The 24,071-nt window shown below is 72.8% G+C and carries 22 protein-coding genes and 1 riboswitch; of the genes, 13 read left to right on the top strand and 9 right to left on the bottom strand.

The window, feature by feature from the left end; translation table 11 throughout:
* Positions 1-21 precede the first annotated feature (21 nt).
* From NNW99_RS28505 to NNW99_RS28490, 4 genes are all read left to right on the top strand, one after another.
* Positions 22-573: a carbonic anhydrase gene (locus NNW99_RS28505; protein ID WP_215122026.1), complete on the top strand. Its 552-nt coding sequence runs from the start codon at positions 22-24 to the stop codon at positions 571-573.
* Between the two features lie 291 nt (positions 574-864).
* On the top strand, positions 865-1,905 hold the full coding sequence (locus tag NNW99_RS28500; protein WP_215122025.1) for a MoxR family ATPase: 1,041 nt from the start codon (positions 865-867) through the stop codon (positions 1,903-1,905).
* Positions 1,905-3,263 carry a DUF58 domain-containing protein gene (locus tag NNW99_RS28495; RefSeq protein WP_215122024.1) on the top strand — a complete coding sequence of 453 codons (1,359 nt, stop codon included), beginning with the start codon at positions 1,905-1,907 and terminating at the stop codon, positions 3,261-3,263. Before NNW99_RS28500 ends, NNW99_RS28495 begins: the two co-directional genes overlap by 1 nt.
* The gene (locus NNW99_RS28490) at positions 3,263-5,656 is read left to right on the top strand and encodes a DUF3488 and transglutaminase-like domain-containing protein (RefSeq protein WP_215122023.1); all 2,394 of its coding nucleotides are present in this window, start codon (positions 3,263-3,265) and stop codon (positions 5,654-5,656) included. The genes NNW99_RS28495 and NNW99_RS28490 overlap by 1 nt, the downstream gene beginning before the upstream one ends.
* 138 nt (positions 5,657-5,794) lie before the next feature.
* Here NNW99_RS28490 and NNW99_RS28485 read toward each other — a convergent pair whose 3' ends face one another.
* The 3 genes from NNW99_RS28485 to NNW99_RS28475 form a co-directional block, all read right to left on the bottom strand.
* Positions 5,795-6,196: a DUF3040 domain-containing protein gene (locus NNW99_RS28485; protein ID WP_184596525.1), complete on the bottom strand. Its 402-nt coding sequence runs from the start codon at positions 6,194-6,196 to the stop codon at positions 5,795-5,797.
* Between the two features lie 280 nt (positions 6,197-6,476).
* Entirely contained in the window at positions 6,477-7,340 is an 864-nt protein-coding gene (locus NNW99_RS28480) for a methyltransferase (RefSeq protein ID WP_215122022.1), read from the bottom strand.
* Positions 7,341-7,536: 196 nt separating this feature from the next.
* On the bottom strand, positions 7,537-8,130 hold the full coding sequence (locus NNW99_RS28475; protein WP_215122021.1) for an SAV_6107 family HEPN domain-containing protein: 594 nt from the start codon (positions 8,128-8,130) through the stop codon (positions 7,537-7,539).
* 156 nt (positions 8,131-8,286) lie between these two features.
* Here NNW99_RS28475 and NNW99_RS28470 point away from each other — a divergent pair, with 156 nt between their 5' ends.
* From NNW99_RS28470 to NNW99_RS28455, 4 genes are all read left to right on the top strand, one after another.
* Positions 8,287-9,114, top strand: a complete 828-nt coding sequence (locus tag NNW99_RS28470) for an ATP-binding cassette domain-containing protein (RefSeq protein WP_215122020.1) — start codon at positions 8,287-8,289, stop codon at positions 9,112-9,114.
* Positions 9,086-11,170: a YhgE/Pip family protein gene (locus tag NNW99_RS28465; protein ID WP_215122019.1), complete on the top strand. Its 2,085-nt coding sequence runs from the start codon at positions 9,086-9,088 to the stop codon at positions 11,168-11,170. The genes NNW99_RS28470 and NNW99_RS28465 overlap by 29 nt, the downstream gene beginning before the upstream one ends.
* A 47-nt stretch (positions 11,171-11,217) precedes the next feature.
* Positions 11,218-11,847: a TetR/AcrR family transcriptional regulator gene (locus NNW99_RS28460; protein ID WP_215122018.1), complete on the top strand. Its 630-nt coding sequence runs from the start codon at positions 11,218-11,220 to the stop codon at positions 11,845-11,847.
* A 390-nt stretch (positions 11,848-12,237) separates the two neighbouring features.
* A complete protein-coding gene (locus NNW99_RS28455; RefSeq protein WP_215122017.1) occupies positions 12,238-13,740 on the top strand; it encodes an NAD(P)/FAD-dependent oxidoreductase in 1,503 nt (500 codons plus the stop codon).
* A 28-nt stretch (positions 13,741-13,768) separates the two neighbouring features.
* Here NNW99_RS28455 and NNW99_RS28450 read toward each other — a convergent pair whose 3' ends face one another.
* The 6 genes from NNW99_RS28450 to NNW99_RS28425 form a co-directional block, all read right to left on the bottom strand.
* On the bottom strand, positions 13,769-14,716 hold the full coding sequence (locus tag NNW99_RS28450) for a hypothetical protein (RefSeq protein ID WP_215122016.1): 948 nt from the start codon (positions 14,714-14,716) through the stop codon (positions 13,769-13,771).
* A 56-nt stretch (positions 14,717-14,772) separates the two neighbouring features.
* On the bottom strand, positions 14,773-15,696 hold the full coding sequence (metF, locus tag NNW99_RS28445) for a methylenetetrahydrofolate reductase [NAD(P)H] (protein WP_215122015.1): 924 nt from the start codon (positions 15,694-15,696) through the stop codon (positions 14,773-14,775).
* Between the two features lie 104 nt (positions 15,697-15,800).
* Entirely contained in the window at positions 15,801-16,457 is a 657-nt protein-coding gene (gene thiE, locus NNW99_RS28440) for a thiamine phosphate synthase (protein ID WP_215122014.1), read from the bottom strand.
* Between the two features lie 247 nt (positions 16,458-16,704).
* Positions 16,705-17,070, bottom strand: coding sequence for an Rv2175c family DNA-binding protein (locus NNW99_RS28435; RefSeq protein WP_184596507.1), 366 nt, complete (start codon positions 17,068-17,070; stop codon positions 16,705-16,707).
* A 78-nt stretch (positions 17,071-17,148) separates the two neighbouring features.
* A complete protein-coding gene (locus NNW99_RS28430) occupies positions 17,149-18,390 on the bottom strand; it encodes an NAD(P)/FAD-dependent oxidoreductase (RefSeq protein WP_215122013.1) in 1,242 nt (413 codons plus the stop codon).
* Between the two features lie 32 nt (positions 18,391-18,422).
* Positions 18,423-18,773, bottom strand: coding sequence for a hypothetical protein (locus tag NNW99_RS28425; RefSeq protein WP_215122012.1), 351 nt, complete (start codon positions 18,771-18,773; stop codon positions 18,423-18,425).
* Positions 18,774-18,825: 52 nt separating this feature from the next.
* A riboswitch (TPP riboswitch) is annotated at positions 18,826-18,937 on the top strand.
* On the opposite strand from NNW99_RS28425, the gene thiO reads away from it, so the two are divergent.
* The 5 genes from thiO to NNW99_RS28400 all read left to right on the top strand — a co-directional run bounded on the left by thiO (position 18,935) and on the right by NNW99_RS28400 (position 24,067).
* Entirely contained in the window at positions 18,935-20,104 is a 1,170-nt protein-coding gene (thiO, locus tag NNW99_RS28420; protein WP_215122011.1) for a glycine oxidase ThiO, read from the top strand. (Overlaps the previous riboswitch by 3 nt.)
* Positions 20,101-20,301 carry a sulfur carrier protein ThiS gene (gene thiS / locus NNW99_RS28415; RefSeq protein ID WP_215122010.1) on the top strand — a complete coding sequence of 67 codons (201 nt, stop codon included), beginning with the start codon at positions 20,101-20,103 and terminating at the stop codon, positions 20,299-20,301. The genes thiO and thiS overlap by 4 nt, the downstream gene beginning before the upstream one ends.
* Before the next feature lie 2 nt (positions 20,302-20,303).
* Positions 20,304-21,101 carry a thiazole synthase gene (locus NNW99_RS28410; protein WP_215122009.1) on the top strand — a complete coding sequence of 266 codons (798 nt, stop codon included), beginning with the start codon at positions 20,304-20,306 and terminating at the stop codon, positions 21,099-21,101.
* 93 nt (positions 21,102-21,194) lie between these two features.
* The gene (gene pknB, locus NNW99_RS28405) at positions 21,195-23,129 is read left to right on the top strand and encodes a Stk1 family PASTA domain-containing Ser/Thr kinase (protein WP_215122008.1); all 1,935 of its coding nucleotides are present in this window, start codon (positions 21,195-21,197) and stop codon (positions 23,127-23,129) included.
* Positions 23,130-23,188: 59 nt separating this feature from the next.
* Positions 23,189-24,067 (top strand): deoxyribonuclease IV, encoded by an 879-nt coding sequence (locus NNW99_RS28400; RefSeq protein WP_215122007.1) that lies wholly within the window; start codon positions 23,189-23,191, stop codon positions 24,065-24,067.
* Positions 24,068-24,071: the final 4 nt, after the last annotated feature.

Here is a 24,071-nt window from a genome sequence, read left to right as displayed (position 1 = left end):
GTGACCAGTACCGTCATGGATATGACGACTTCTGCATCATTTCCCACGGGTTCGGAGAGCGCCGGCACCGGAAGCGGCACGGTCACCGACCGCATCGTCGACGCCAACACCCGCTACGCCGCCGACTTCGGCCACGCCGGGATGGCCGCCGCACCCGCCCTGCACGTGGCGGTCGTGGCCTGCATGGACGCCCGCCTCGACCCGCTCGCCACGCTCGGCCTCGAACTCGGCGACTGCCACACCATCCGCAACGCCGGCGGCGTGGTCACCGACGACGTGATCCGCTCGCTCACCATCAGCCAGCGCAAGCTGGGGACGCGCAGCGTCGTCCTCGTCCACCACACCGGCTGCGGCATGGAGACCCTCACCGAGGACTTCCGGGGGGAGCTGGAGGCCGAGGTCGGCCAGCGCCCGGTCTGGGCCGTGGAGTCCTTCCAGGACGCCGACCAGGACGTACGGCAGTCGATGCGGCGCCTGCGCACCTCGCCGTTCCTGCCGCACACCGACGACATCCGCGGATTCGTCTACGACGTCAGGACGGGCCTGCTGCGGGAGATCGACCCCGCCTCCTGACCTGGTCACCCGCCCCCGGCCCCACCCCGGAGCCGGCCTCTCGCGGCTGTCGAAATCCTGTCAGTCACACGTTCGAAAGGGTGCCAAGGCCGACATATCGCGGCCAGTTATCCACAGTCGAGTGACACGAATCGGTAACGGCAGCAAGAATGCGGGAGTGACGTCACGCTGAGCGTTTCACGCGTGGTGTCCGTGGTTCGGGGTGGGCCGACGCGCGGCATGCGGCGTCGGCCGGGGAAAATGGGGTATCCCGTGCTCCCCGGGAGTACGGGAAAGGCCGAGGAGGGCCGGGTGACGACCTATGACGATCGAGCGAGCCTCACTGATCTGACCGCCGTGGTGGAGCGGGTGCGGGAGTCGGTGGAAGGCGTGATCGAGGGCAAGCCCGAGGTCGTACGGCTCTCGCTGACCGTGCTGCTCGCCGAGGGACATCTGCTGATCGAGGACGTCCCGGGAGTCGGCAAGACGATGCTGGCCAAGGCGCTGGCGCGGTCCATCGACTGCTCGGTGCAGCGCATCCAGTTCACGCCCGACCTGCTGCCCTCGGACATCACCGGTGTGTCCATCTGGGACCAGCAGCGCCGTGACTTCGAGTTCAAGCCGGGCGCGATCTTCGCGCAGGTCGTGATCGGCGACGAGATCAACCGCGCCTCGCCCAAGACGCAGTCCGCGCTCCTGGAGTCGATGGAGGAGCGGCAGGTCACCATCGACGGCGACACCTACGAACTGCCCAGCCCCTTCATGGTGGTGGCGACGCAGAACCCGGTCGAGATGGAGGGCACCTACCCGCTGCCGGAGGCCCAGCGCGACCGTTTCATGGCCCGGGTCTCGGTCGGCTACCCCAGCGCGGAGGCCGAGTTGCAGATGCTGGACGTGCACGGCGGCGTCTCGCCGCTGGAGGACCTCCAGCCCGTGGCCCACGCGCACGAGATCCTCAAGCTGATCGAGGCGGTGCGCGGCGTGCACGTCGCCGAGCCGGTCCGGCGCTACGTGGTGGACCTGGTCGGCGCCACGCGCACGCACCCCGACCTCAGACTGGGCGCCTCCCCGCGCGCGACGCTGCACCTGCTGCGCGCGGCGAAGGCGTCCGCGGCCCTCAGCGGCCGGGAGTACGCGCTGCCGGACGACGTGCAGGCGCTGGCCGTCGCCGTCCTGGCCCACCGCCTGCTGCCCACCGCCCAGGCCCAGCTGGGCCGCCGCACCTCCGAGCAGGTCGTCGAGGAGATCCTGCAGCGCACCCCGGTGCCGGCGGCGCCGCAGCCGCAGAGCGGCTTCGGCGGCCTGGGCCGCGGGGTTCCGGCGTATCCCCAGCAGCCGCCGCGGAGGCTGTGATGACCACCGCGGGGACGGGGCACGCGGAGGCCGACCAGGACGAGAAGGGCGGCATCCGCACCGCCCTGGCCGGTCTGACCACCCGCGGACGCTCCTTCCTGGCCGCCGGCGTCGCGGCCGCCGTCTGCGCCTATGTGCTCGGGCAGAGCGACCTGCTGCGCGTGGGGCTGCTGCTGGCGGTGCTGCCACTCGTGTGCGCGACGGTCCTGTACCGCACGCGCTACCGGGTCGCGGGCAGCCGCCGCCTCTCCCCCGCGCGCGTGCCCGCCGGCAGCGAGGCCCGGGTCCACCTGCGGATGGACAACGTCTCGCGGCTGCCCACGGGCCTGCTGATGCTCCAGGACCGGGTGCCGTACGTGCTCGGCCCCCGGCCGCGCTTCGTGCTGGACCGAGTGGAGGCGGGGGGCCGCCGCGAGGTGTCCTACCGGGTGCGCTCGGACCTGCGCGGCCGCTACCCGCTGGGCCCGCTCCAGCTGCGCCTGACCGACCCGTTCGGCATGTGCGAGCTGACCCGGTCCTTCTCGACGTACGACAACCTCACGGTGATCCCGCGCGTGGAGCCGCTGGCGCCGGTGCGCCTCAGCGGTGAGGCGAAGGGGTACGGCGACGGACGGCAGCGTTCGCTCGCGCTGGCCGGCGAGGACGACGTGATCCCGCGCGGGTACCGCTACGGCGACGATCTGCGCCGCGTGCACTGGCGCTCCACGGCCCGCTACGGCGAGTTGATGGTGCGCCGCGAGGAACAGCCGCAGCGCGCCCGCTGCACGGTGCTGCTCGACACCCGGGGCATCGCCTTCCAGGGCGCGGGCCCGGACGCGGCCTTCGAGTGGGCCGTGGCGGGCGCCGCGTCCGTGCTGGTGCACATGCTCGAACAGGGCTTCTCGGTACGGCTGTTGACCGACACCGGCAGCGCCGTGCCCGGCGAGGGCGGCGACGGCTTCGCGGGCGCGAGCCAGGGGTCGGCGGACGCGGCCGGGCTGATGATGGACACCCTCGCGGTGATCGACCACTCCGACGGCGCGGGCCTGTCCCGGGCCTACGACGTCCTGCGCGGGGGGAACGAGGGGCTGCTGGTGGCCTTCCTCGGCGACCTGGACGAGGAGCAGGCGGCCGTGGTGGCCAGGATGCGCCAGCGCGGCGGAGGCGGCGTCGCCTTCGTGCTGGACAGCGAGACCTGGGTGCGGGAACCGAGTGACGTGACCGGTCCGTCGGACGGGAGCGAGGAGCGGCTGCGCATGCTGCGCGAGGCGGGCTGGACGACCGTGGGCGTGCCCCGGGGGGCTTCCCTGGACGAGTTGTGGCGACAGGCGGACCGGGAGCGCAGGGGCGTGGCCGCGGCGGGCGGGGAGGGACCGTGATGAGCGGGCGGATACGACTGACGCTGGGCGCGTGGGCGGCCGCCGTGATGGCCTCGTGCGCCCTGCTGCCCCTCGTCAGACCGGCCACGTGGATCGTGCAGGCGGCCTTCCTGCTGGGCGTGCAGGCGGGCGTGGGGGCCGCGACACGCAGGGTGCCGCTGGCCAGGCCGCTGACGGTCGCTGCGCAGGCCGTGGTCATGGTGTTCCTGCTGACGTTCGTCTTCGCCCGTGAGCAGGCCCTCGCCGGGCTGGTCCCGGGGCCGGAGGCCCTCGACCGCTTCGCGATCCTGCTCCGGCAGGGCGGGGACGACATCGCGCGGTACGCGATCCCGGCCCCTCTGGAGTCCGACGGCATCCGGCTGATGCTCATCGGCGGGGTCCTGATCATCGGGCTGCTGGTGGACGCCCTCGCGGTGACCTTCCGCAGCGCCGCTCCGGCCGGGCTGCCGCTGCTCGCGCTGTACTCGGTGGCCGCGGGGCTCTCCGACGGGGGCACGGACTGGCTGTGGTTCCTGGTCGCGGCGGCCGGCTATCTGATGCTGCTGCTGGCCGAGGGGCGGGACCGTCTCTCCCAGTGGGGGCGGGTCTTCGGCGGGGCCCCGCGCACGGCCGGAGAGGAGCAGAGCGGGGCGGTCGCCCCGGTCCGCACCGGCCGGCGCATCGGTGTGGTCGCGCTGGGCATCGCCCTGGTGGTGCCGCTCGGCCTGCCCGCGATGAACGGCGGCCTGCTGGACTCGGTGGGGGCGGGCGCCGGTTCCGGCTCGGGCGGCGGCGGCACGATCTCCGCCGTGAACCCGCTGGTGTCGCTGCGGGACAGCCTGAACGCGGACGAGGACCAGCAGGTCCTGTCCGTGAAGACCAAGGTGCCGGACGTCTCGGACCTGTATCTGCGGATCGTGTCCCTGGACGACTTCGACGGCACGACCTGGAAGCCGTCCCGGCGGTCCATCACCGCCCTCCCCGACGGCACGTTCCCGACGCCGATCGGTCTCGGCCCGGACGTGAAGCGCACGGAGTTCGACACCACGATCTCCGCGGCCGACTGGTACGCCCAGGACTGGCTGCCCATGCCGTATCCGCCGAGCGGGGTGAACATCCGGGGCAACTGGCGCTACGAGCCCCTGGGCATGACGCTGGTCGGCGATCACGGCCAGAACACCCGGGGCCTGACATACCAGGTCAAGAGCCTGGACGTGCAGCCGACGGCGGAACAGCTCGCCTCGGCGCCGAAGCCGCCGGCGTCCATCGACCGCGATTTCACCAAGCTGCCCGACTCGCTGCCTTCGGTGGTGGCGAGCACGGCCCGCAAGGTCACCGCGGGCGCGGCCAACCCCTACGACCAGGCGGTCAAGCTCCAGGACTGGTTCGCCGTGACCGGCGGCTTCGAGTACGACACCCAGGTGCAGGTCGGCAGCGGTTCGCAGGCGATCGCCCGCTTCCTGAAGGACAAGCAGGGTTTCTGCGTGCACTTCTCCTTCGCGATGGCGGCGATGGCCCGCTCCCTGGACATACCGGCCCGGGTCGCGGTGGGCTTCGCGCCCGGTTCCCCGCAGGCGGACGGCTCGGTGTCGGTGGGCCTGCGGGACGCGCACGCCTGGCCCGAGCTGTACTTCGAGGGCGTGGGCTGGACCCGCTTCGAGCCGACTCCGAACCGCGGCTCGATGCCGTCGTACACGCTGCCGGAGGACCAGGGCAGCTCGGTGCCGGACCCCGCGCGCCCGACCGAGACGTCCTCCGCCGCGCCCTCAGCGGCGCCCTCGACGCGCGAGAGCTGCACGCCGGAGCAGAAGAGGCTGGACGGCGGGTGCGCGAGCGAGTCGCCGCAGGCGGCGCTGCCCACGGACGACGACGGCCCGAAGTGGTACGCGATCCTGGTCTGGGCCCTGGCGGGCCTCGCCGCCCTGGCGCTCCCGCTGGCCCCGATGCTGTGGCGTCTGCGGACGCGCACGGTCCGGCTGGGGGCGCACGGCCGCGGCGAGGCGGACGCGGCTCCGCACACGCTGGCCGTCTGGCAGGAGCTGACCGACACCGCGTGGGACTTCGGCATCACCCCGGACGAGTCACAGACCCCGCGCAAGGCGGCCGCCCGCATCGTCGCGCTGGGCGGGCTCGAAGGGGCGCCTGCGGCCTCGGTGCACCGGGTGGCGAACGCGGTGGAGCAGGTCCTGTACGCGCCGCAGCCCCGCCCGACGGCGGGCATCGCGGACGACGTCCGCCGGGCGTCGGCGGGTCTGAGCGCCGCGGTCGGCAGGGGCGCCAGGATCCGCGCGGTTCTCGCGCCGCGCTCCACGGTGCGTGTGGTGTGGACGGCGTCGGCCTGGTGGTCGGGGGTGCGGGAGCGCGTCCTGGCGATGCGGCCGACGTGGCGGAAGGCCTCGGGGCAGCAGGGCTGAAGCCCGCCGGGCGCCGCCGGGCCCCGGCGGCGCCCGGCGTCGACGGCATGCGTCAGGGGGTGACCACCGACTCGGTGGTCACCCCCTGATTCACGTCAGCGGTGGGGACCAGTCCCGTGGGGACTAGACCCGTGGGAACTAGTGGCCGCCCTGTTCGTCGCGGCGCTTCTGCCAGCGCTGCTCGATGCGGTCCATCATGGAGCGCTTCTGCCGGCCGCCCTGGCGGCGGGCCTGCGGTCCGGCGGCGCCTGCCGCCTGTTCTCCTGGCTTGGGGGCCTTGCGCCAGCCGGTCACGGCGAGCACCGCACAGCCCAGCATGACGAGGAAGCCCACGACGCTGAGCCAGACCTGCTTGGCGACCATACCGGCCATGAGGAGCGCAATACCTACGAGGAAGCCGGCGACCGCCTGGTAGACCCGTCGCCGGGTGTACGTACGCAGTCCGCTTCCCTCGAGCGCCGTCGCGAACTTGGGATCTTCGGCGTACAGCGCTCGCTCCATCTGCTCGAGCATGCGCTGCTCGTGCTCCGAGAGCGGCACGGAGTCCTCCTCATCGTGCAGTCGCCGGGGGCGACCCGGGGGGTCTCTTCAGGATAGGCAGGGAATCGCCCCCGTGAAACCCGCCCCTCTGCGCCAACTGACCAACCGGTACCCGACATGGACGTCCCGGCTCGCTGAGGCTTCCATTCCCCGGCGGCCGACCCGTCATGCCGGAACGGTCTCCCTCGATCATACGGCGCCAAGCCCCCATTCGGGGGGCCTGTGGCGTACTCCATGCACAGTCAAGGCGCTGATCAGGGGTGGTACCCCATGAAGCGGCTCAGGCCCCGGCCGCCTCACCGGTCTCGCCGGCCCCACCGGTCCCAGCGGCCCCGGCGGTCTCACCCAGCACATGCAGTTGCGTGGCCACCGAGTGGAAGGCCGACAGCTCGGCCGCGGCCTCCTCCAGCTTCAGCAGCGCTTCCAGGGCCCCGGGCTCGGTGTCCACGAGGACGCCGGGCACGAGGTCGGCGAAGACCCGCACGCCGTGCACGGCCCCGACCCGCAGGCCCGCGCCCTCCACGAGGTCCGTGAGCTGCTCGGCGGTGAAGCGGCGCGGCACGGGGTCACCCGTGCCCCATCGGCCGTTCGGGTCGTCGAGGGCCTGCTTGGCCTCCTTGAAGTGACCTGCGAGGGCGCGGGCGAGCACGGCACCCCCGAGACCGGCGGCGAGCAGGCTCAGGACGCCCTCCGGGCGCAGGGCGGCCACCGCGTTGCGGACGCCCTCGGCGGGATCGTCCATGTACTCCAGGACGCCGTGGCACAGCACCACGTCGTAGCCGCCGCGCTCCGCCACGTCGAAGAGGCCGTGGGCGTCGCCCTGCACGCCCTTGACCCGGTCGGCGACGCCGGCCTCGGCGGCGCGGCGCTCCAGGGCGAACAGCGCGTTGGGGCTGGGGTCGACGACGGTGACCCGGTGGCCGAGGCGGGCGGCGGGCACCGCGAAGTTGCCGCTGCCGCCGCCGGTGTCGAGGACGTCCAGCGATTCCCGGCCCGTGGCCTTGACCCGGCGCTCCAGGGCGTCCTGGACGACCTCCCAGACCACGGCCGTACGCAGTGAGGCACGCGACCGGGAAGGGCCGGAGCGCGACGACGCCGGTTCAGCGTGGTGAGGGGAGACGGGCGGGCGCATCGGGTCCGACACGGCAGTTGACTCCTCGGCGCGGCACCGCCTCTTGCGCGGCGGAGCGAACGGGGCGCCTCCCCCGGCCCCGGCTACGGGGAGGGAAGACTTCAGGCGTCTCCCACCCTATTGCCTCGGACACGGCGGCCCGCATGAGCGGTCCCGCCCCGGACCGGAGGCAGTGCCGGCCGGGTGGATCCGGGGCGCAGCCCGCCGGTCAGCCGGCGTCCGGCATGCCCCTCCCCACGCCGGGATCCTCCGGCCGGTCCCGGCCCCTGTCCCGGTTCCGGTCCCGGTCGCGGTCCGGGCGCGGCTGTGGGAGGACCGGCTGGAGGACGAGCATGCGCTCGACGAGGCGGAGGAACATCGACACGTCCCGTATCAGGTCGTCGGCGTCCCGGACGCTCGCCGCGCCCTCGATGCCCGCCTCGGCGCGGGCCCGGCGCCGGGCTCCGGCGGCGAACAGCGCGCTCCACTCGGTCAGTTCGGGTGCGATCTCGGGGAGGACCTCCCAGGCGCTCCTGATCTTGGTCCGGGCGCGGGTCGAGGTCTCGGGCCTCCCCCGGGCCGCGAGGACGGCGGCGGCGGTGCGGAGGGCGGCGAGATGGGCCGTCGCGTAGCGCTCGTTCGGAGTGCCCAGGGCGGTGGCCTCGTCGAGACCGGAGCGGGCCTGGGCGAGCAGGTCGAGGGCGGCGGGCGGGGCCGTGGCCCGGCGGAGCACGGGGTGCACGTCGCTCGCGGGGCCGGTCAGTGAGGGGGCAGGGCCGGTGGCGCGGCGCCGGCGGGCGGCGGCTGCGTGATAGCTGGCCATGACGAACCTCCTGTCGTCGTGTGACGGCGGCTCCTCCCAGGGAGTGCCGTATGTGACCCATCGTGAGGTATGGCACTGACAATCCGTTCTGACCTGCGGTTTTGCTTCGATCGCAGGTTCGGAGTAGTTTTTGCACTGACCAGTCAGTTCAAATTCATGCACCATCAGGGGAGCCCCGTGGGGGAACAAACGGGAGGGGCGCGGGTCGCCGCCGAGGGCCTTGGGATCAAGGGGCCGCGCGGGTGGGCGTTCCGCGGGATGTCCGTCGACGCAGAGCCGGGATCACTCATCGCGGTCGAGGGCCCGTCCGGCTCCGGCCGTACGTGCCTGCTGCTCGCGCTGACGGGCCGGATGAAGATCACGGAGGGCACGGCGACCATCGGCGACGCCGGCCTTCCCAAGCACATGTCGGCGGTGCGCCGAATCAGCGCCCTGGCCCATGTGCCCGGGGTCACCGACCTCGACCCGGCGCTCACCGTCGGCGAGCACCTGCGCGAACGGGCCCTGCTCCACAGGCGGTTCGGCGACTCCCTGCGCGGGCTGCTGCGGCCCCGCGGCGAGCGGGCGGCCGAGGCGAAGCGGCGCGTCGACGCGGCGCTGACCGCGGCCGGACTGGACCTGGAGGCGCTGCCCAAGGGTCCCCGGACCGCCGTACGCGATCTGGAGCGGCTGGAGGCGCTGCGGCTGTCGGTCGCCCTCGCCCTCGTGGCCCGGCCGCGGCTGCTCGGGGTCGACGACACCGACCTCAAGCTCTCGGACGGCGAGCGGGACGAGGTCTGGGCCCTGCTCACATCCCTCGCCGAGGCCGGGACGACGGTCGTCGCGGTGTGCAGCGAGGCCCCCGAGGGCGCCGTCAAGGTGTCCACCCGGCAGAGCGCCCCTGAGGAAACCCCGCAGGACACCTCTCAGGACACCCCGCAGGACACCCATCAGAGCGAGGACAAGGAGAAGGCCGATGCGCTCGCCGAGACTGGCCGCGCTTGAGCTCCGCCGCTTCGGCCGGGGGAAGCTGCCGCGCGCGGCGCTGGTCGCGCTGCTGGTGCTGCCGTTGCTGTACGGCGCGCTGTACCTGTGGTCGTTCTGGGACCCGTACGGCCGGCTGGACCGCATCCCCGTGGCGCTCGTGAACGACGACAAGGGGGCGACCGCCGACGGGAAGAAGGTCACGGCGGGCGACGACATCACGAAGAAGCTGCGCGACAGCAAGACCTTCGACTGGCGCGAGGTGAGCGCCGCCGAGGCCCGCAGGGGCGTCGAGGACGGCACCTACTACCTGTCGCTCACCATGCCGGGCGACTTCAGCGAGCAGGTCGCCTCCAGCTCCGGCAAGGCCCCGGAGACCGGCGCCCTCCAGGTGCGCACCAACGACGCGAACAACTACATCGTCGGGCAGATCTCCCGGTCGGTGTTCGGCGAGGTGCGCCAGGCCGCGTCCACCAAGACGTCGCGGTCCTTCCTGGACAAGATCTTCGTCTCGTTCTCCGACATCCACGGCGAGACCGTGAAGGCCGCGAAGGGCGCCGACAAGCTCAAGGGCGGCATCGGGAGGGCCGAGAAGGGCTCCAAGGACCTCGCCGACGGCCTCAAGGACGCCAAGGACGGCAGCGGGAAGCTGTCCGCGGGCCTGAAGAAGCTCGACAAGGGCGGGGGCGACATCGCGTACGGCACGAAGGAGGTCGCGGAAGGCACCCAGCGTCTCGCCGACAAGGTCAACACGAACGCCGGCAAGGTGGCCCCCTTCCTGAAGGGCAACGAGAAGTCCATCGGCGACACGGCCCAGTTCGTGGCCGACGCCTCCGGCGCGGTCCGCAAGCACCTGGACGCCCTGGCGGAGCGGGCCCCGGCCGCCGCCAAGGAGGCCCGTACGTCCTCGGACACGCTGAACGGCACCTACGCCAGGCGCTGCGACGACCCCGTGGTGCCCGACGCCGCCTGCGCCGACCTGAAGAAGGCCAAGGACGCGGCCGCCGGCGTGGCCACCCTCGCCGGTGACCTCGACACGCTGATCGCGGACCAGAAGGGCGATCTGACCAAGCTCGACAAGCACCTCGCCACCCTGCAGAAGCAGTCCCAGGCCCTCGCGGACCGCGCGCCGCATCTCTCCGAGGACCTCGCCGACGCCGTCAAGAAGATCAACAAGCTGAACGACGGGGCGGGCGAGGTCGCCAAGGGCGCGAAGAAGCTGCACCAGGGGATCCGCTCGGCCAAGACCGGAGCGACCGACCTGGACAAAGGCGTCGGCGATCTGGAGACCGGCGCGGTCGACCTCAACGGCGGCATCTACAAGCTGGTCGGCGGCTCCGGGAAGCTCGCCGGCGGACTGCACGACGGGGCCGAGCAGATCCCCGACTACGACAAGCAGGACCGCGACCGGCGCACCGAGGTCATGGCCGACCCGGTGCGGCTCGCCTCCCAGGACCTGCACAAGGCGCCCAACTACGGCACCGGCTTCGCCCCGTACTTCATCCCGCTGTCGCTGTGGGTGGGCGCCATGGTGGCGTACATGCTGATCGCGCCGATGAACCGGCGCGCGCTCGCCGCGGGCGCCTCGGCGTGGCGGATCGCGCTGTCCGGCTGGCTGCCGGTGGTGGCGATCGGGGTGCTCCAGACGGTGGCCCTGATGTCGGTGCTGCACTGGGCGGTCGGGCTGGAGATGGCGCGGGCGGCCGGGACGGTGGGCTTCCTGTTCCTGGTGACGGCGTGCTTCGCGGCGATCGTGCAGTGGCTGAACGCGCGCTTCGGGGCGGCGGGCCGGATCCTCGTCCTCGCCGTGCTGATGCTCCAGCTGACCTCGGCGGGCGGCACGTACCCCGTGCAGACCAGCCCCGGCTTCTTCAACGCGCTCCACCCCTTCCTGCCGATGAGCTACGTCGTGGAGGCCCTCAGGAGGCTCATCACGGGCGGCGGTATGGAACCGGTGTGGCACGCGTGCGTGGTGCTGACGGCGTTCACCGCCGGTGCCCTCGCGCTGACCGCCGTGGCGGCCCGGCGCCGCCAGGTGTGGACGCTGGACCGGCTGCACCCGGAGCTGACCCTGTGAGCCCTTCCGTCACGTCTCCCGGAAAGGTTCCTGTGACAATCAGGGCCATGGAAAGCAGCAGTGCAACGTCGGGCGGCAGCACACGCCGCGAGGCCACCCGGCAGAAGCTCTACGAGGCGGCCGTCACGCTCATCGCCGAGCAGGGCTTCTCCGCCACGACCGTGGACGAGATCGCCGAGCGTGCCGGAGTCGCGAAGGGCACGGTCTACTACAACTTCGCGAGCAAGTCCGTACTCTTCGAGGAACTGCTGCGGCACGGAGTGGGCCTCCTCACCGCCTCGCTCAAGGAGGCGGCCGAGCGGACCGCCCGGGAGGGTGGCAGCAAGGTCGACGCGCTGGACGCGATGATCCGCGCGGGTCTGGTCTTCATCGACCGCTATCCGGCCTTCACCCAGCTCTACGTGGCCGAGCTGTGGCGCACCAACCGGACCTGGCAGTCCACGCTGATGGTGGTCAGGCAGCAGGCCGTCGCGGTCGTGGAGGACGTCCTGCGCGAGGGCGTCGCGGGCGGCGAGTTCAGCGAGGAGATCGATGTCCCGCTGACGGCGTCCGCGCTGGTCGGCATGGTCCTGGTGGCCGCGCTCGACTGGAAGTCCTTCCAGGCGGAGCGCTCCCTGGACGATGTGCACGCGGCCCTGTCCCGGCTGCTCCAGGGCAGGGTGAGCGGCTGCCGCTGAGGAGGCGGCCGGCGCACACGTGAAAGCGCCGGTCCGCTGTGGCCGCGTCCCCCGCGGGCCACCTCGAACCGGCGCCTTCCCTGCTCCCCCTTTTTCCTGCTCCCCCGTGCGTCCCCCGCAGGACCCCCGTGCGGTCGTCCCCCGGTTCTCCCCCGTGTCTCGCTCCCGCCGACAGGGCCGGCGGAAGGAGCGGATCGCGGGCCGGCCCCGTTCCGGCGCCCCGTGTCGCCGGTGCCGGAGCCGTGCCCCTTTCCGTGCCTCCACTCTCTCGTTCCCGCCGGGCCCGCCCCATCCGCGCGCGTACTCAACTCCCCGGCTAGGTACGGGTACTCAGCCCTGCGCACACGGCACCAGAAGGCGCTGTCGGTGGGGGCCGATAGAGTCCATGGCATGGCACGGATTGCGGTGATCGGCGCCGGGATGGGCGCGCTGACGGCTGCCGCCCGGCTGGCCGTCGCGGGCCACCGGGTGGCGGTGTACGAGCGGACGGACACATACGGCGGGGCCCTGCGCCGCTTCGAGCGTGACGGGTTCTCCTTCGACACGGGCCCCGGCCTGCTCCCGCTCCCGGCGGTCTACCGCGATCTGTTCCTCAAGACCGGCAAGGAGCCGCTGGAGGCGTGCGTCGACCTGGTCCAGGTCGATCCCTCGTCCCGGCATGTGTTCGCGGACGGCACCTGTGTGTCGCTGCCGAACGCCTCGCGCGCGGGTGTCGTCACCGCCCTGGACGAGGGCCTCGGCCCGGGCGCCGGGCAGCGGTGGGGCGACTTCCTGGTCCGGGCCCGCGAGGCCTGGGACCGCACCCGCCGCCCGCTCCTGGAGGAGCCGCTGTGGCCGAACTGGCAGGTGCTGGCCGAGCGCGAGCCCTACCCCGCGGTGCCCCACAAGCGGCTGGTGCGCACCCGCCGGGCCGGCACCCTCGCCGAGATCGGCGCCTGGGAGCTGCGCGACCCCCGGCTCACCGCCCTGCTGGAGAGCCACGCCCTCGCCCAGGGCCTGGACCCCCGCGCCACCCCGGCGAGCGCGGCCGTACTGCCGTACATGGAGCACGCCTTCGGCGTCTGGTACGTGCGCGGTGGCCTGCGCGAGCTGGCGCGGGCGGTGTACGAGCGGTGCGTGGCCAGAAAGGTCGAGTTCCGCTTCGGCGCCGATGTGACCGGGGTGCTGGAGAAGGACGGGCGGGCATCCGGGGTGGAGCTCGCCGACGGGACGGTCGCCGAGGCGGACTTCGTGATCGCCGGTGTCGCACCCGGCGTGCTGGAGCGGCTGACGGCGGGCACCGCGGTGCGGGGCGACGGGGAGGTGCCGCCGCAGCCCGCCTCGGCCAGTCGGCTCACGCTGCTGCTGGGCCTGCGCGGCGCCCGCCCCGAGGACACGGCACACCGCACGGTGGTGCACACGGCGGACCGGGAGGCCGAGCTGGACGCCCTGTTCGGCACGACTCCGTCGCACGCGCGGCCCACGGTCACGATCCTGCGGCCCGACGACCCGGCACTGGTCCCGGACCGGGACCACGAGGCGGTCACCCTGACGACGGTGGTGCCCGCCCGGCCCGACGAACCCGCCATGTCCTACGACGACCTCGCCGACACCATGATCGGCGTCGCCGAACGGGCCATACCCGACCTGCGCGAGCGTCTCCTCTGGCACGAGGTGCGCACCCCGGCCGACATCGCCGGGGCGACCGGCGCGGAGGGCGGGGCGGTGCCGGTGCAGGCACTGGCGGCGGCCGACGGGCGGCTGCTGCATCCGTCCAACGGCACGCGCGTGCCCGGACTGTTCACCGTCGGCGGCTGGGCGCACCCCGGCGGCGGACTGCCGCACGCGGGCATGTCGGGCGCGCTGGTCGCGGGACTGATCGTGGAGGGGCCGGGGTTCCGGGGCTCCCAGTGAGCCCGCCGCCCCCGGCGGGGTTCAGCCTTCAGAAACGGTACTGCTCGTCGAAGCCGTTGCCCTGCGGCTGCTGCTGCCCGTTGTCCTGGTACGGGTACGGCTGCTCCGGCGGCAGCTCCTGCCCGTACTCGTCGGTGCGCTGCTGCGGGACCCACACACCGCCGGGCGGGGACTCGCCGCCGTAGGTGCCGGCGTACTGGTCCTGGCCGTAGCCCTGCTGCTGGCCGTAGTACTGCTGGTCGCCGTAGCCGGTGTCGTACGAGGTTCCGCCGCCGTAGGTCCCGTTGCCGACGTACGGGTCGGAGTAGGCCGCGTACTGCTGCTGGCCGGTGGTGTCGTAGCCCTGCTGCTGGCCGTAGCCCGAGTAGTCGTAGGCGTAGGACTGGTCGGTGCCCTGGGCCGTGGCGGCGTACTGGTCGTGGGTCGAGCCCTGCTGCGGGTAGCCGGTGTCGCCGTAGACGCCGTAGGAGCCGGTGTCGTCCGGGATGGGCTGCGGCTCGTAGACGGCGGCACCGTCGGCGGCCGTCGACTGGAGGGGACGCGCGGGGGTGAAGACGTCGTCGCGGTCGTAGTCGTCGCCCTGCGCGTAGGAGGCCGCGTCACGGCGGTAGTCGCCGCGCTCGCCGCCCTCGTCGCCCTCCGCCGACTCCAGGCCGGAGACCTCGAGGGTCGGCTCCTGGCGGCCCCGCTCACCGCGGCCGCGCTTGCCGCCGCCCAGGATCGGGGCGTTCATCGCCCAGCCGGCCGCGAAGCCGCTGCGGAACGACAGGGTGACGTAGGTCTGCCCGACCGCGAAGGCGGCCGCGCCCAGTCCGATCACGACGACCGACGGGATCAGGACACCGACGACGACGCCGAGGAAGCCGCCGAAGGCCAGCAGTCGCCAGCGCAGCCGCGCCTTGTACTGCAACAGCACCTCGCCCAGCAGCCACAGCGCGACGACGCCGAACGCGATGTAGAGGACCGCCCAGCCCATGTACGCCCCTCTCCCAGTGGCCGCTACGCAGTGTGTCGTATACCGGTGCGAACGGTCTAGGCCTGCGATGGGTGGTGCAGGCCCAGGTTCTCGTAGATTTCCAGAGTCGCCGTGGAGTTGTTGAGCGTGATGAAGTGCAAGCCGGGCACTCCCTCGGCGAGCAGCCGCGCGCAGAACTCCGTGGCGAATTCGATCCCAATGGAGCGTACAGCGGCCGGATCGTCTTTTGCTGTGAGGATCCGCTCTTTCAGGGCGTCCGGGAAGACGGCGTTGGTGAGGGACGGGATCCGCGCCAGCGACTTCACGCTGGTGATCGGCATGATCTCGGGGATGACCGGGGTGTCGCAGCCGGCGGCCGCGACCCGGTCACGCAGCCGCAGATAGTCCTCCGGCTGGAAGAACATCTGCGTGATCGCGTAGTCCGCGCCCGCGCGGCACTTGTCGACGAAGTGGCGGACGTCGGTGTCCCAGTCGCTGGAGCGGGGGTGCATCGCGGGGAAGGCGGCGACTCCCACGCAGAAGTCACCGGAGGCCTTGATCAGCTCGACGAGCTCGGCGGCGTAGGCGAGGCCGCGGGGGTGCGGCACCCAGTCGCCCATCGGGTCGCCGGGCGGGTCGCCGCGCAGGGCGAGCATGTTGCGGATCCCGGCGTCGGCGTACTGGCCGATGATGTTGCGCAGGTCGGCGACGGAGTGGTCGACGGCGGTGAGGTGCGCGATCGGGGTGAGGGTGGTGTCGGAGGCGATCGCCTCGGTCGCCTTGACCGTGCCCGCGCGGGTGGAACCGCCCGCGCCGTAGGTCACGGAGACGAAGTCGGGCGCCACCGCCTCGACCCGGCGGAGCGCGTTCCACAGGTTCCGCTCGCCCTTCGGGGTCTTGGGCGCGTAGAACTCGAACGAGTACGTCGTCTTTCCTGTCGCGAGCATGTCGCGGACGGTGCGGGCGTGGTCCGACCTGATGGATGCGGTGCCGAGGGCCATACCGGCAGGTTAGCCAGGGGCGGTCGGTCCCCCAACCGGGCATCGATATTTGACCGATTTGTGTACTTGTTGTCCACCCCTTGGACAACCGGCCCACCGGCGTACTACTTCTCCCGCAGCCGCTTGGCGAACTCGGCCGCCGCCGCGCCGGGGTCGTCGGCCTCGGTGATCGCCCGTACGACGACGACCCGCCGGGCGCCCGCTTCCAGGATCTGGTCGAGGTTGCCGAGGTCGATGCCGCCAATGGCGAACCAGGGGCGGTCGGTGCCGAGGGCGGCGGTGTACCGGACGAGGTCCAGGCCGGGGGCGTGGCGGCCGGGCTTGGTGGGGGTGGGCCAGCACGGGCCGGTGCAGAAGTAGTCCACGCCGTCCTGTGCGGCGGCAGCGGCGGCCTCGGACTCGGCGTGCGTGGAGCGGCCGATCAGGACGTCCTCGCCGAGGATCGCGCGGGCAGCGGGGACCGGGAGGTCGCCCTGGCCGAGGTGCAGCACGTCGGAGGCGGCGGCGTGGGCGATGTCGGCGCGGTCGTTCACCGCGAGGAGCTTGCCGTGCCGGGCGCAGGCGTCGGCGAAGACGGCCAGATGCTCCAGCTCCTCGCCCGCCTCCATGCCCTTGTCCCGCAACTGCACGATGTCGACCCCGCCGGCCAGCGCGGCGTCGAGGAACTCGACGAGATCGCCCTGCCGCTTACGGGCGTCGGTGCAGAGGTAGACCCGGGCGTCGGCGAGCCGAGCCCGTGCGGTGGTGGCGGTGTCGGGCATGCGTGTCCCCCTGGGTGTCGGTGTCGGTGGCGTTCGGGGCGCGACCGGGGCGCCGGAGCGCCCCGTGCCGGTGCCGGCAGGGCGGCGAGGCCACGCCGCCGATGGCAGGCGGGCGGCGGCCCACGCCCCGAACGGGCGCGAGCCGCCCCGGGGCCGTGGCCCCGGGGGCCGCGGCCCGCGCTCCGGGCAGTGGTTCAGGTCCGGCCCCGCTCGCACGGCACCGGACGGCGTTTCGGTCCAGGCCGGGTCAGACCGCCAGCGCCTGGGCGCGGCGCTTCACCTCCGTGCCGCGATTCTCACTCAGGGCCTGCGCCGGGGTGCCGGGCAGGCTCGGGTCGGGGGTGAAGAGCCACTCCAGCATCTCCTCGTCCGTGAAGCCGTCGTCCCGCAGGAGCGTCAAGGTCCCGGACAGGCCCTTGACGACCTTGTCCCCGTCGATGAAGGCGGCGGGGACGTGCAGCGCGCGGTTCTCACCTCGGCGTACGGCGATGAGCTGGCCGTCCTTGACCAGCTGCCGCACACGCGTCACCTCGACATCGAACTGTTCGGCGATGTCGGGGAGGGTGAGCCAGGCGGGGACGAGAGCATCGATCTTTGCGTCAATCTCGGTCACGGAAACCAGCCTGCCATCCCCCACTGACAGTCGGAAGTCAGCCCGGCCCGCCCGGACCGGCCACGGGCTCCCCGAAAGCTACGCCGTCGCCGCCTTCAGTGGCCTGGCCGGGTCCTCCAGCAGCACCGGATTCATGGCGGCGCCGGACTCGATCAGGCGCCGCCCCTGCGCCAGGTCCCGGGGACGGCCCACCGCCAGCAGCGCCACCAGCCGGTCACCGCGGAGCCAGCACACCGTCCAGGCCGGCCCGGTCGGGTCGCCCCGCCACAGGGTCGTGTCGGCGCCCGCGTGATGCCCGGCGTACTGCACGAAACGCCCGAACTGCTCGGACCAGAAGTACGGCACCGGGTCGTACACCGCCGGTGCCTCCCCCGAGGCCAGGCCGACGATGTTCAGGGCCACCGTGCGCGGCCCCTGGAGGGCGTTGTCCCAGTGGTGCACCAGCAGGCGCTCGCCGTACCGGCCCGAGGGGAAGGAGGCGCAGTCGCCGACGGCGTACACGTCCGGCGCCGAGGTCCGCAGGTGCTGGTCGGAGATGATCTCGCCCTGGGGACCGAGCTCCACTCCGGAACCGGCCAGCCACGCCGTCGCGGGGCGGGCGCCGATGCCGACCACGACCGCGCCCGCGGGCAGCCGTGTGCCGTCGTCGAGGAGCACCGTCCCGGGCTCGACGCGCTCCACGCGCGCGTGGGTGCGCAGGACCGCACCCGCGTCGGCGTACCAGCCGGCCATCGGGGCGGCGACCTCGGCGGGCAGTGCCCCGGCGAGCGGCCGCTCGGCGGCCTCCACGACGGTCACCGCGCAACCGGCCTCGCGCGCGGCCGTGGCGAACTCGGCGCCGATCCAGCCGGCGCCGACGACCACGATGTCGTGCTTGCGGGCCAGCACGGGCCGCAGCCGCTCGGCGTCGTCGAGGGTGCGCAGCAGATGCACGCCCGGCACGCCCTCCGCGCCGGGCAGCCGGACCGGTTCGGCGCCGGTCGCGACGACGAGGGCGTCGTAGGGCACGGGCCCGTCCTCGGTGTCCAGCTCATGGTCGCCGGGGCGCAGGCCCAGCACCTCGCAGCCGAGTCGCAGTTCGATGCCGAGGGCCTCGAAGTCGAGGTCGAAGGCGGAGCCCTCGGCCTTGCCGAGCAGGACGGCCTTGGACAACGGGGGCCGGTCGTAGGGCTGATGGGGCTCGGCGCCGATGAGGGTCACGGTGCCGGTGAAGCCCTGCTCCCGCAAGGCGACCGCGGTCTGCACACCGGCCATGCCCGCACCCGCCACGACCACGCGCCGCGGCGCGGACGGACCTGGTTCCTGCGTCTGCTCGCTCACCTGATCACCATAGACACCTGACGTTTTGTCAGTCAGTGCTCATGCGCAGTGACCTGCTCCACAACGCTCGTCCCGCTGCCCTGCTGGGACTCCCACTCCCACGTCTCCTCCAGCCGCACCCGCCCGTCGGGCAGTTCCACGACCGTCGACACACAGTGCCCCGAGGACGTGGTTCCGTCCTGCTTGAGTTGTACGTAGCGGAAGTCCAGCCGGTCATCTTCCCGGGTACCCACGAGATGGCCGCGTACGACGTCGCCGCCCGTGTACTCGGCCCAGATCTCGCCGTCCTTCTCGTGGTACGTGAACCGGGTGCGGGTCCCCACCTGGCCCGGCGCCTGGTCGGCGACCGGGGCGAGGAGAAGACCGTCGAGGGATCGGGCCATGGACGGAGGCTCCCTTACTGCGACATACGGCATCGGGCTAGGGTGGCCAACGTAGAGCACTCGCGGGAGCCCGGACGCACCGGGCTGAGAGGGAGGCTGGCGGCCTCCGACCGTACGAACCTGATCCGGGTCATGCCGGCGAAGGGAGGGGCTGGACGCCCATGTCGCGTACGCGAACCTCAGACGTCCTCGTCATCGGGGGCGGCATCATCGGCCTGGTCACCGCGTGGCGGGCCGCACAACGCGGGCTCGCCACGGCCGTGGTGGACCCCGAGCCGGGCGGCGGGGCCGCGCAGGTGGCGGCCGGCATGCTGGCCGCCGTCACGGAGCTGCACTACGGCGAGCAGACCCTGCTCGGTCTGAACCTCGCCTCCGCCCGGCGCTACCCGGACTTCGCGGCGGAGCTCACCGACCTCACGGGCCACGACCTCGGCTACCGCCGCTGCGGCACCCTCGCCGTGGCCCTGGACGCCGACGACCGGGCCCATCTGCGTGAACTGCACGCCCTGCAGCAGCAGTCCGGCCTGGACTCGCAGTGGCTGTCGGGGCGCGAGTGCCGTCGCCTGGAGCCGATGCTCGCGCCCGGCGTGCGCGGCGGGCTGCGGGTCGACGGCGACCACCAGATCGACCCGCGGCGGCTGTCCGCGGCGCTGGTGACGGCGTGCGAGCGGGCGGGTGTGGTCTTCCACCGGGCATGGGCGGAGCGGCTCACCGTCGTACGGGAGCGGGCCGCGGGCGTCGTCACGGCCGACGGGACCGCGCTGGACGCCGGGCAGGTGGTGCTGGCCGGGGGCAGCCTCAGCGGACGGCTCGCGGGCGTCCTCGAGGACGTGCTGCCTCCCGTGCGGCCGGTGAAGGGGCAGGTCGTACGGCTGACCATGCCGGGGCGGCACGGGCCGTTCCTCAGCCGGACCGTGCGCGCGGTGGTGCGCGGCAGCCATGTCTACCTGGTGCCGCGCGAGAGCGGCGAGCTGGTCATCGGGGCGACCAGCGAGGAGACGGGCTGGGACACCACCGTGACCGCGGGCGGCGTGTACGAGCTGCTGCGCGACGCGCACGAGCTGGTCCCCGGCATCACCGAGCTGCCGTTCACCGAGACCCGGGCCGGACTGCGGCCCGGCTCCCCCGACAACGCGCCGCTGCTCGGCCCGACCGGCCTGGAGGGACTGCTGCTGGCCACGGGGCACTATCGCAACGGTGTCCTGCTCACCCCGGTGACCGGCGACGCCATGGCGCACGCCCTGACGACGGGCGAACTGCCCGAAGAAGCACGCCCCTTCACCCCGAAGCGCTTCAGTACCGCCACCGCACTCACGGAGCAGCCCGTATGAACATCTCCGTCAACGGGGAGCCCCGGGACGTCCGGCCCGGCACGGCTCTCGACACCGTCGTGAGGTCGCTCACCACCTCGCCCTCCGGAGTGGCAGCCGCCCTCAACGAAACCGTCGTCCCGCGCACCCGGTGGCCCTCCACGGCCCTCGCCGAGGGTGACCGCGTGGAAGTCCTCACCGCCGTCCAAGGAGGCTGACCATGGCCGACGATCCGTTTGTCCTCGGTGGTACGTCCTTCACGTCCCGCCTGATCATGGGTACGGGCGGGGCGCCCAGCCTCGATGTGCTGGAGCGTTCGCTGGTGGCGTCCGGGACGGAGCTGACGACGGTCGCGATGCGCCGGGTGAACCCCTCGGTGCACGGTTCCGTGCTGTCCGTCCTGGACCGGCTCGGCATCCGGGTGCTGCCCAACACGGCGGGCTGTTTCACCGCCGGAGAGGCCGTCCTCACGGCCCGTCTCGCGCGCGAGGCCCTCGGCACCGACCTGGTCAAGCTGGAGGTCATCGCCGACGAGCGGACGCTGCTGCCGGACCCGATCGAGACGCTGGAGGCGGCCGAGACGCTGGTCGACGACGGGTTCACGGTGCTGCCGTACACCAATGACGACCCCGTGCTGGCGCGGAAGCTGGAGGACGCCGGCTGCGCGGCGATCATGCCGCTCGGCTCGCCGATCGGCTCCGGTCTCGGCATCCGCAACCCGCACAACTTCCAGCTGATCACCGAGCACGCGCGCGTGCCGGTGATCCTGGACGCCGGGGCGGGTACGGCGTCGGACGCGGCGCTGGCGATGGAGCTGGGCTGCGCGGGTGTGATGCTCGCCTCGGCGGTGACACGGGCGCAGGAGCCGGTCCTGATGGCCGACGCGATGCGGCATGCCGTGGAGGCGGGGCGGCTGGCGTACCGGGCCGGGCGCATTCCGCGGCGGCATTTCGCGGAGGCGTCGTCACCGACGGAGGGAAGGGCCGCGCTGGATCCGGAGCGCCCCGCTTTCCAGTAGGCGCCGACCTACACGTCACAGGTCAGTCGCAGTACCGGGCCCGAGAGCGGACGGGGCGGCGGGCTGTCGGTCGTGGCTCGTACACTCGCCTGCGTGGACACGACCCTTCAGGACCCCTTGGTCGGGCAGGTGCTCGACGGCCGGTATCGCATCGACGCGCGCATCGCCGTCGGCGGGATGGCGACGGTCTACCGGGCTGTGGACACCCGGCTGGACCGCGTTCTCGCGCTCAAGGTGATGCACCCCTCGCTCGCGGTGGACGGCTCGTTCGTCGAGCGGTTCATCCGCGAGGCGAAGTCCGTCGCCCGACTGGCCCATCCGAATGTGGTGCAGGTCTTCGACCAGGGCACCGACGGCAGCTACGTCTATCTCGCCATGGAGTACGTCGCGGGCTGCACCCTGCGGGACGTCCTGCGCGAGCGCGGGGCCCTGCAGCCGCGCGCCGCCCTGGACATCCTGGAGCCGGTGCTGGCCGCGCTGGGCGCCGCCCACCGCGCCGGATTCGTGCACCGGGACATGAAGCCCGAGAACGTCCTCATAGGGGACGACGGCCGGGTGAAGGTCGCCGACTTCGGACTCGTCCGAGCCGTGGACACGGTGACGAACACCACAGGCACCGTGCTCGGCACGGTCGCGTACCTCGCGCCCGAGCAGATAGAGAACGGCACCGCGGACCCCCGTGTCGACGTGTACGCGTGCGGCGTGATGCTGTACGAGATGCTGACCGGCGACAAGCCGCACGACGCGGACTCCCCGGCCGTGATCCTCTACAAGCACCTGCACGAGGACGTCCCGCCGCCGTCGGCCGCCGTACCCGGTCTGGCCTACGAGCTGGACGAGATGGTGGCCTCGGCGACCGCCCGCACCCCCGACATCCGCCCGCACGACGCGGTGGCGCTGCTCGCGCGGGTCCGCGACGGGCGCGCCGGGCTGAGCGCGGAGCAGCTCGACGTGGTGCCGCCGCAGGCGCTCAGCGCGGAGCACGACGGCGCCGACGACCGTACGAGCGTGATCCCGCGCGCCCTGACCACGCTGCGCCCGCTGCCGGTCAACGAGGACGACGAGACCTCCGAGGCGGCGCTCAACCGCACCAGCCGTTTCGAGTCCCCGCCGCCCCCGCCGTCCCGGCGCCGCCCGGGGTCCCGGCGCGGCCCGCTGGCGATCGTCGTCGCCGTGCTGCTGGTGCTGGGCCTCGGCGGCGGCATCTGGTACATCAACTCGGGCCAGTTCACCGAGGTCCCCCCGCTGCTGGCGAAGACCCAGAGCCAGGCCGAGAGCCGGCTGCAGGACGCCGGGCTGGATCTCGGCAAGGTCGAGCACGCCTACAGCGACACCGTGGAGCGGGGCCAGATCATCAGCACCGACCCGAAGCCCGGGGCGCGCATCCGCGGCAACGACGCGGTGAGCATCACCGTCTCCGACGGCCCCGAGACCGTGCGGGTGCCCGCCCTGGAGGGCCAGAAGCTGGTCGAGGCGCGGGCCCAGCTGAAGGAGGACGGTCTTGAGCCGGGCATGGTCACCCGGGAGTTCAGCGAGGACGTGCCGAGGGGCTCGGTGATCTCCGCGCGGCCCGCCGACGGCACCAAGGTGCGCTCGGGCACGGCCGTCGCCCTGGTCGTCAGCAAGGGCAGCCCCATCGACATCCCCGACGTCACCGGCGCGGACGAGGCCGACGCCCGGGCTCAGCTCCAGGAGGCCGGGCTCAAGGTGAAGATCGCCACCGAGCGGGTCAACTCCTCCGAGTTCGACAAGGGCCAGGTCGCCGAGCAGACCCCGAACGCCGGCGGCCGTGCGGCCGAGGGCGACACGGTGACGCTGACGCTGTCCAAGGGCCCCGAGATGATCGAGGTCCCGGACGTGGTCGGCCAGAGCGTCGACGACGCCACGCGGGCGCTGGAGGGCGCCGGGTTCCAGGTCGACGAGGACCGCGGTCTGCTCGGCCTGTTCGGCGACGAGGTCAAGGGCCAGTCCGTCGAGGGCGGCGAGACCGCGCCCAAGGGTTCGACGATCACCATCAAGATCAGGTGACGGGCACGGGCCGGGAGCCCGTGGACGGAGCGGGGCCGGCAGCGTGACACCCTGAACGGGTGAACAATCAGCTGTCCGGCCCCTCCCGCAACCCGGTGGGCGGCCATGTCCCCGTGGCCGGTGGGCTGCACTCCGTCGGTCTGTCGTACGCCCGTGATCTGAGGGCGGAGACCGTCCAGGTCTTCGTCGCCAACCCGCGCGGCTGGGCCACACCGGCCGGGAATCCCAAGCAGGACGAGGCGTTCCGTGCGGCCTGCGAGGCCGAGTCGATCCCGGCGTACGTGCACGCCCCCTACCTGATCAACTTCGGTTCGCACACCGAGGCGACCGTGGAGAAGTCGGTGGAGTCGCTGCGGCACTCGCTGCGCCGCGGGCGGGAGATCGGGGCGCTGGGCGTGGTCGTGCACACCGGCAGCGCGACCGGCGGCCGGGAGCGGTCCGTGGCGCTGAAGCAGGTGCGGGAGCGTCTGCTGCCGCTGCTGGACGAGCTGACCCACGACGACGACCCGTATCTGCTGCTGGAGTCGACCGCCGGCCAGGGCGCCTCACTGTGCTCGCGGACCTGGGACTTCGGCCCGTACTTCGAGGCGCTGGACGCCCACCCGAAGCTCGGCGTGTGCCTGGACACCTGCCACATCTTCGCCGCCGGGCACGATCTGACCGGCCCGAGCGGGATGCACCAGACGCTGGACCTGCTGGTGGACACGGTCGGCGAGGGCCGGCTGAAGCTGATCCACGCCAACGACTCCAAGGACGTGGTGGGCGCCCACAAGGACCGGCACGAGAACATCGGCGTCGGCCACATCGGCGAGGACCCCTTCCGGGCCCTGATGACGCACCCCGCGACCGAGGGCGTGCCGCTGATCATCGAGACGCCGGGCGGCAAGGAGGGGCACGCGGCGGACGTGGAGCGGCTGAAGAAGCTGCGCGACTGCTGACGGC

Origin of the sequence: Streptomyces sp. CRCS-T-1 (genome assembly GCF_024442335.1) — a bacterium.
In the GTDB taxonomy this organism is placed as follows: Bacteria; Actinomycetota; Actinomycetes; order Streptomycetales; family Streptomycetaceae; genus Streptomyces; species Streptomyces koelreuteriae.
This window is presented reverse-complemented; position numbering and strand designations above follow the sequence as displayed.